The sequence below is a fragment of the Mesorhizobium sp. M0060 genome (genome assembly GCF_040323155.1).
In the GTDB taxonomy this organism is placed as follows: domain Bacteria; phylum Pseudomonadota; class Alphaproteobacteria; order Rhizobiales; family Rhizobiaceae; genus Mesorhizobium.
In genome coordinates this window covers 37,735-45,325 of the sequence record NZ_JAMYUP010000047.1, presented here as the reverse complement: position 1 = coordinate 45,325, position 7,591 = coordinate 37,735, and the positions used below count along the sequence as shown (strand labels likewise).

Annotated in this window: 6 protein-coding genes and 1 pseudogene; 3 read left to right on the top strand and 4 right to left on the bottom strand. The window is 65.1% G+C overall.

Going from position 1 to position 7,591, the window contains the following annotated elements; genetic code table 11:
- Positions 1-779 (bottom strand): AfsR/SARP family transcriptional regulator (locus NKJ94_RS28855; RefSeq protein ID WP_502904222.1); only part of this gene is annotated, 779 nt, incomplete at its 3' end.
- Between the two features lie 223 nt (positions 780-1,002).
- Here NKJ94_RS28855 and NKJ94_RS28850 point away from each other — a divergent pair.
- Positions 1,003-2,088 carry a PLP-dependent cysteine synthase family protein gene (locus NKJ94_RS28850; protein WP_352530012.1) on the top strand — a complete coding sequence of 362 codons (1,086 nt, stop codon included), beginning with the start codon at positions 1,003-1,005 and terminating at the stop codon, positions 2,086-2,088.
- A 25-nt stretch (positions 2,089-2,113) separates the two neighbouring features.
- Positions 2,114-3,601 carry a pyridoxal phosphate-dependent decarboxylase family protein gene (locus NKJ94_RS28845; RefSeq protein WP_352530010.1) on the top strand — a complete coding sequence of 496 codons (1,488 nt, stop codon included), beginning with the start codon at positions 2,114-2,116 and terminating at the stop codon, positions 3,599-3,601.
- Positions 3,602-3,841: 240 nt separating this feature from the next.
- Here NKJ94_RS28845 and NKJ94_RS28840 read toward each other — a convergent pair whose 3' ends face one another.
- Positions 3,842-5,482: an ABC transporter substrate-binding protein gene (locus tag NKJ94_RS28840; RefSeq protein WP_352530008.1), complete on the bottom strand. Its 1,641-nt coding sequence runs from the start codon at positions 5,480-5,482 to the stop codon at positions 3,842-3,844.
- Between the two features lie 155 nt (positions 5,483-5,637).
- Here NKJ94_RS28840 and NKJ94_RS28835 point away from each other — a divergent pair.
- Positions 5,638-5,913, top strand: a pseudogene (locus tag NKJ94_RS28835) (hypothetical protein); the annotation flags it as partial.
- Between the two features lie 5 nt (positions 5,914-5,918).
- On the opposite strand, the gene NKJ94_RS28830 reads toward NKJ94_RS28835, so the two are convergent.
- Together NKJ94_RS28830 and NKJ94_RS28825 are read right to left on the bottom strand one after the other, a co-directional pair.
- Positions 5,919-6,896, bottom strand: coding sequence for an alpha/beta hydrolase (locus tag NKJ94_RS28830; RefSeq protein WP_352530006.1), 978 nt, complete (start codon positions 6,894-6,896; stop codon positions 5,919-5,921).
- Positions 6,897-6,912: 16 nt separating this feature from the next.
- Positions 6,913-7,590: an isochorismatase family protein gene (locus NKJ94_RS28825; RefSeq protein WP_352530004.1), complete on the bottom strand. Its 678-nt coding sequence runs from the start codon at positions 7,588-7,590 to the stop codon at positions 6,913-6,915.
- Position 7,591: the final 1 nt, after the last annotated feature.

Genomic DNA, 7,591 nt, shown 5'->3' with positions numbered 1-7,591 from the left:
GACTGTGCCCATGAGGACTGGCCCTGCTGGCAGCGGATTGCCCGCCATGCGTCGCGAACGGATGCGAAATCCAGGTCTTCGGACCCGAAGTGCCGTGCGGCGGCCGCAACATGCTCCTCGGCCGCGCCGAACTGGCCGCGCTGCGCGAGCCTGGCCAGCAGAGCCAGATGCGCACGGCCGTCGAACGGGGCGAGCTCCAGCCATTTTTCGAGATGCGAGGACGCGTCATCGGAATCGCTGGGGAGACGCTCGACAAGTTGCTCGAGCACTGCAGCGTGGCATGAGCTGAAGCGGCGGCGCTGAGCGGTCAACCAGCTGTTGAAATGCGGGCTGCGGTCGATCTCCAGCCCGTCGAGGAAATCGCCGGCGAACAGCCGGGAAAGAGCCAGCAGGCGTTCGAGCTCGAGCGTCTCTATTCCCTTCGTCGCGGCCGAGGCAATCTCCACGGCATCCACGGATACACCGTTCAGGTCGAGCGCGACCGTGTCACCTTGCCTCCCAATCCTGGGGCGATCGGGTTCGTCGAGAACGCCTCGAAGTTTGCTGAGGCACCAGCGAAGCTCGCCGCGCGGGTCGTTCGGCACATCCCACAAAAGCTCGCAGAGCCGGCTGCGGCCGACAGGATGCGGCGCCAGCGCCAGATAGGCGAACAGCGCGCGCAGCTTGCGCGACTTCGGAAGCGCGACGGAGGTGCCGTTGCGGATAATCGTAAGCGGGCCAAGCAGGCGCACGGAAAAGCCGACCACCCCGCCGTCGAGGCTCGATCGGGCAGATTCCACGTGCGTTTCCACGCCTGCTCCCACGCTGGCCAGTCGGCCTTTGGTTTATCACCAAACGCGACACGGTGCATCCGGCAGCGAATTTCCGCGCCGGATGCTGGCATTGCCACATTGCCTGCGAGGCAACCGTAGCGCGGCAAGGTCTCGAAACCTCGCCGCCCAAGCCACCGGTCTGTAACCGGCCCGTGACGACAAAAGACAACGACAAAGCGAGGAGATCGACATGTTGCATCAACAGAAAATCAGAACCACCGCCGGGCGCGGCCGCCTGTTCGACAGCATTCTCGACACGGTCGGCGATACGCCAGTGATCCGGATCAACAATCTCGGACCGGACCACGCCACGATCTATGTGAAGGCCGAGTTCTTCAATCCTGCCGCCTCGGTGAAGGACCGGCTAGCGCTCAACATCATCGAGGAGGGCGAGCGCAGCGGCGCCTTGAAGCCGGGGCAGACGGTCGTCGAGGCGACCAGCGGCAACACCGGTATCGGCCTGGCCATGGTCTGCGCCCAGAAGGGCTATCCGCTGGTGGTGACGATGGCCGACAGCTTCTCCATCGAACGCCGCAAGCTGATGCGCATGTTAGGCGCCAAGGTGGTGCTGACGCCGCGCGCCCAGAAGGGTTTTGGCATGTACAAGAAGGCCGTGGAACTGGCCGAAGCCAACGGCTGGTTCCTTGCTGGTCAGTTCGAGACCAGGGCCAATGCCGCCATTCATGAAGCGACGACGGCGCGCGAGATCATCAACGATTTCGCCGGGTCGCGGCTCGACTGCTTCGTCACCGGCTATGGCACGGGCGGCACCGTCGTCGGCGTCGGGCGCGTGCTGCGGCAGGAGCGTCCGGAGACCCGGATCGTGCTCGCCGAACCGGCCAACGCGCAGCTGATCGGCAGCGGCAAGCCACAGCAGCGCGGCGCCGGCGGCGCGCCTGCCGCCAGCCATCCGGCCTTCGAACCGCACCCGATCCAGGGCTGGACGCCCGACTTCATTCCGGACGTGCTGCAGGAGGCGATCGACGCCAGCCTCTATGACGAGGTGGTGCCGATTGCCGGGCCGGAGGGCATGAAATGGGCCAAGGCGCTGGCGCAGAAGGAAGGGATTTTCACCGGCATCTCCGGCGGAGCGACCTTTGCCGTGGCGCGGCAGATCGCGGAAAAGGCTGCACCCGGCTCGGTGATCCTGTGCATGCTGCCCGACACCGGCGAGCGCTATATGACGACGCCGCTGTTCGACGGCATCGAAGCCGAGATGGACGCCGAGGAGACCGCGCTTTCACAGTCGACGCCCGGCTGCCAGTTTCCGGCATGACGGCGGCACATCGGGAGCGGCCTGCATGGACACGAAGCCTGGATTGGCCGTCACGGCCCCCGAGGAAACGCTTGACCCCTCGAACTGGGCCGACGTGCAGGTCCTGTCGTATCGGATCGTCGACGATGCCGTCGCTTACCTGCGCGATGTCAGAGAGCGTCCCGTGTGGCAGGAGATGCCGGTTGAGGTGACGACGTTCTTCACGGCACCGCTGCCGCGTTCGCCGGCGCCGCTGGCCGAAATCTATGGCGACGTCACCAGGAACTTGATGCCCTACCCGATGGGCAACGTCCATCCGCGCTTCTGGTCCTGGTATATGGGCTCGAGCAATTTCACCGGCGCGCTCGGCGATTTCCTGGCGGCGATCCAGGGCTCCAACCTCGGCGGCGGCAACCATGCCGCCGCGCTGGTGGACAATCAGGTCGTCGACTGGTGCAAGGAGATGATGGGATTCCCCGCCACGGCCAGCGGCACGCTGGTCAGCGGTGGCTCGATGGCCAACATCATCGGCCTGACCGTGGCGCGCAACGCCAAGGCAGGCATCGATGTGCGCGAGCACGGCGTTGCCGGCATCGACAAGCCGCTGCGCTTCTACGGCTCCGACCAGCTCCACTCCTGCCATCGCAAGGCAATGGAGGCCCTCGGCCTCGGCAACCGGGCACTGCGCCGCATCCCGAGCGATGCCGGGCTGCGCATCGACATCGCTGCGTTGCGGGCGGCGATTGCCGAGGATCGCGAGGCCGGCTTCAAGCCCGCCTGCGTGATCGGTACGGCCGGCACGGTGAACACCGGCGCGATCGACGATCTGCAAGCGCTGGCAGACTTGGCGGCAAAAGAGGACCTCTGGTTCCATGTCGACGGCTGCATCGGCGCCCTGCTCGCCATTGCACCGGAGAACTCGCATCGTGTCGCCGGCATCGAACGAGCCGCCTCTATCGCGCTCGATCCGCACAAATGGCTGCATGCGCCGTTCGAGGTCGGCTGCGCGCTGATCAGGGATGCCTCCGCGCATCGCAGCACGTTCGCGGTGACGCCGGAATATCTGGAATCGACGCCGCGCGGCCTCGCCTCCGGCCATTGGCTGCACGATTTCGGCTTGCAGACGACGCGCGGATTTCGGGCGCTGAAGGTGTGGATGGCGCTGAGAGAGCACGGCATCGAGAAGTTCGGCCGGCTGATCGACCAGAACATCGCGCAGGGACATTATCTCGGCGCGCTGATCGAGGCCGAACCGGCGCTTGAACTGGCGGCGCCAGCGAACGTCAACATCGTTTGTTTTCGCTATCGCGCGGACGGGCTGGACGGCGGGCGCCTGAAGGCGCTCAACACCGAGATCATGCTGAGACTGCAGGAAGAAGGCATCGCCGCCATTTCCGACACGACGGTGCATGGCCAACATTGCCTCAGGGTGGCGATCAACAATCATCGTACCCGGCGCGACGATCTGGACCTGCTGGTCCGGGAAACGGTGCGCCTCGGGCAGGAGATTTCAAGGGCGGGCACCGCCGGCTGATCCGTGTGGCGCGAAGATCGACAACGCTCTGGCGGGACAGGCGATGTTCTTGCCATTCCGGGGTTAGGCTTCACGCGGCCCCACCTTCTCCCCTAAGGGGAGAAGGTGGCCGAGCGAAGCTCGGTCGGATGAGGGGTGTTCCAGCTTGGCACCACCGCACTCCGTCCAGCACCCCTCAACCGTCTTGGCGCTACGCGCCAATCCACCTTCTCCCACAAGGGGAGAAGGAAAGACCCGCGATCACGCCTCGAGCCAGACCTTCTCGAAATGCTGCTCGAGCGACTGGTGCTGCTCGCAGCCATGCACGCCCTTGCGGTAGGTGCGGTAGACCGAGCGCCAGTAGGGTTGGATGATGATGCCGGAATCGCGCAGATTCTGCTCGATCTTCGCCATGATCTCCTTGCGGGCAGCGGGATCGGGCATTGCCAGCGCCTTGTCGAGCAGGCTGTCGAATTCCGGATTGGCATAGGCGCTCTCGTTCCAGGCGGCACCTGATTTATAGGCGAGCGCCAGCACCTGCACGCCGAGCGGCCGGCCGAGCCATTCGGTGCAGGAGAAAGGATATTTGCTCCAGTCGTTCCAGAAGGTGGCGGCCGGCAGCACGGTGCGCTTGATCTTCAGCCCAGCCTCGCGCATCTGCGCTGCGATTGCGTCGCCGGTGCTCTTTTGCCAGTCGACGTCGACCGAAATGAGCTCGTATTCGTGATCGGCCTTGCCGGCCTCGGCGAGCAGGGCCTTGGCTTGATCGATGTTGCGCACGGCTGGGCCGATATCGGCATATTCGGGATGCATCGGCCCGACATGATGGTTTTCGGCCGGCTTGCCGCGATCGTCCATGCCGATCTTCAGCACGGCGGCGTTGTCGACGGCGAGCTGGGCGGCGCGCCGCACCTTGATGTCGTCATAGGGCGGATTGCCGATATTGAAACGCGCGACGATGGTCGAGCCGGTGGCGATTTCGGAATTGCCCAGGCCCATGGAGTCGGTCTGCGAAACCGTATCGGAGGCGGTTTCGTGGTCGGTGTCGATCTCGCCCGATTCGAACGCCGACAGCATCGCATTGGGATCGGAGCCGTAGTCGACCCATTTGATGCCGTCGAGATAGAACTCGCCCTTCCACCATGGCTTCTCCTTGCGGCGGACTTCGGCGCCGACCTCGGCGTCCCATGCGACGAGTTCGCAAGGCCCGGTGGTGATCGCCAATGCCTTCAGCGGATCGCCGTCGCCTTCATAGCTGCGGTGCATGATCAGCGCCGGATAGTCGGCCATGCCGGCAATCAGCGAAATGTCGGGCTTGGGCAGGTTGAGCCGCACGGTGAAGTCGTCGACGCGCTCGATGCCGCCGTCGACGGCCTTCTTGGTGTCGGCGTTGACCAGCGCGCCCATGCGCGCGGCGACCGAATTGCCGGCGACCGAAGCATCGCACCAGCGCGTCAGATTGTGGATGACATCGTCGGCGTTGAAGGTGTCGCCATTCGACCAGGTGATGCCCTTGCGGACATGCAGCGTCAGCACGCGGGCATCGTCGCTGGTTTCCCAGCTTTCCAGCAGCCACGGCTCGAAGGTGAAGTCGCGGTTCCAGCGCACCAGATATTCATTGCACTGGCGGGCGACGTTGGACATCTCGACGCCGTCGAACGTGCGCGGATCCTTCCAGCCCTTGACGTTCATGGCGACGCGCAAGACGCCGCCGCGCTTTGGCTCCTCGGCCCTGGCCGGTGACGGAGCAAGCCCGCCAAGCGCCAGCGCGCCGGCAGCGCTGACACCAAACGCGGCCATGGTGGCAAAATATTCGCGCCGGTTCATCTGGCCCTTCTTGAAGCCGTCTGCGACGGGCGCGGCCTGCGGATGCAATTTCCGATCGGTCAGCATGAACTTCATCGTCGTCCCTCTTTGTTGGGCGCCTCCGACCGACCGCGCCGCGGGGGTGGATGCGTTTCGCAGGGGCGCCTTACGTGAGGTGATGATAATGCTGGCCTGAGCGGGGAAGTGTTCGGATTTCCGCAGTTGTTGTGCGCTGTTCCGCAGATCGGAGGATGGGAGATCTTATGCTTACTGCACCGTGCAGAAGCCTTCGAGAAGCTAGCGGGACAGCGCCCCTCTCTGTCCTGCCGGACATCTCCCCCACATGGGGGGAGATCGGACGTCATCACGGCTTTCGCCAATCTTCAACGTTGCAGCAGGAGTGCAGCGCCGAAGCTGCCAATCTCCCCCCTCGTGGGGGAGATGTCCGGCAGGACAGAGAGGGGCGCGAAGATCGCCGGCGTTTGAATCAACCTTGGTCCCCGTGGCCGGACCCACACAAAGCGGAACACCGTCACTCCGGCCACTTACCCCCACCCAGCGCGGCTATAGCCGCGATGATGCGCTCGAAGGCTTGGCCGGCGCGCGGCACGGTCTTGCGAGCGCGCAGGAAACTGTGCACGAGGCGCGGCTCCTCGCGCCACCATGCCTTGCCGCCGGCGGCGAGGATGCGGTCGCGATAGGCTTCGCCGTCCGATGACAGCGGATCGCATTGCGCGGTGACGATGACCGTCGGCGGCAGGCCGGAGAAGTCGGTATCGCTGAGCGGCGAAAAGGTCGGGTCGTCCAGAGACTGTCCCTTCCCTGACCGGATATGGCGATAGAATTCGATGTCCCGCAACGTCAGCAGCGGCGCTCCGGCGTGCTCGACATAGGAGCCGGCGCTCTCGTCTCCGCCCAGCTCGGGATAGATCAGCACCTGGCCGATCGCGCGGCGGGGATTACTGCGTGTTGCCTGCGCCACCGCGGCGGCAAGGTTGCCGCCGGCGCTTTCGCCGCAGAGCACAATCGGCAGGCCGATCGGCGCCGCCGCCCATTCGAACACCGCCAGCGCATCCTCGAAGGCCGCCGGATGCAGATGTTCGGGCGCCAGCCTGTAGTCGGCGGACAGAACCGCAAAACTGGTGCCGGCGCAGATCTCGGCGCAGATGTCGTCATGGCTGTCGAGCCCGCCAAGCACGAAACCGCCGCCGTGGTAGTAGACGACCATCGCCTGAGGTTCCGTGCCCGCCAACTGGTAGCGCCGGACCGGGATCGCATGATCGGCTGCTGCGACGGTTTTGTCGTTCGCCTTGACGCCGGCCGGATAGGGCTCGCGGAACGCCCGGCACATGGCGTCATAGATCGCCCGCTGCCTGTGGATCGGCATGAAAGCGATTTCGGGCGGATACCACTCGTTGACCCGGTCGATATAGGCCCACAGCTCAGGCTCAAGCAGCGTCTGGTATTTTCCGCGCTCTGCTGTTTCGGGCTGGTCGGCCTCAGTGATCATCGCTGCGCGGTCCCGCTCAGAGCTCGGCGTACAGCCGGGCAGCGTTTTCATAGCTGAAGCGCAGCGGCACCGAGCCCTCGACCTGCCAGGCGTCGACTGTCTCGCCTGCCAGCAGCCGGCAGGCGCCGTCGGTAGTGGTGACGGCGCCGCCATAGAGCCGGTTGGCAAGGTTGAGGATGGCCGTCTGGTGCATCGCTGTGCTGCCGCTGCCGCAGGCATCCTTGACCAGCAGCACACGAAAGCCCGACGCCACTGCATCTTTGACGGTGGCATCGATGCAGGCCTCGGTCCAGACGCCGGCAACGACCAGCCATTCGATGCCCTGGGCCTTCAGCCGCTCGGCGGCGGGCCCTGCACCAAAGGCGCTGGCCTGCGTCTTGACCAGCATCGTCTCGCCGGCTGCAGGCGCCACTTCCGGACAGATAGCCGTCAGCGGATCGTCCTTGTCGGAAAAGGCCGACTTGCCGTCCGCTTCGACCGGATGGAACGGCCGCGCAGTGGCGAGATCGACGATATAGGCCCAGTGATACAAGGGCACGTGATTGGCCCGGGCTGCTGCTTGCAGCCGCTGGACATTGGCGAGGATGTCGCCATAGCCTTCGACCAGATAGCGGTTGTCCCGCCGGTGCTCCTCCTGGAGATCGATGAACACCGCCGCCACTGTGCCGCGCTTGATCGAGATCGGGCTTTTCATT

Excerpts from the sequence above, each read along its gene's own strand:
- NKJ94_RS28845 (WP_352530010.1), top strand. The coding sequence starts at position 2,114 with ATGGACACGAAGCCTGGATTGGCCGTCACGGCCCCCGAGGAAACGCTT.
- NKJ94_RS28840 (WP_352530008.1), bottom strand. The coding sequence starts at position 5,482 with ATGAAGTTCATGCTGACCGATCGGAAATTGCATCCGCAGGCCGCGCCC.
- NKJ94_RS28830 (WP_352530006.1), bottom strand. The coding sequence starts at position 6,896 with ATGATCACTGAGGCCGACCAGCCCGAAACAGCAGAGCGCGGAAAATAC.
- NKJ94_RS28825 (WP_352530004.1), bottom strand. The coding sequence starts at position 7,590 with ATGAAAAGCCCGATCTCGATCAAGCGCGGCACAGTGGCGGCGGTGTTC.
- NKJ94_RS28850 (WP_352530012.1), top strand. The coding sequence starts at position 1,003 with ATGTTGCATCAACAGAAAATCAGAACCACCGCCGGGCGCGGCCGCCTG.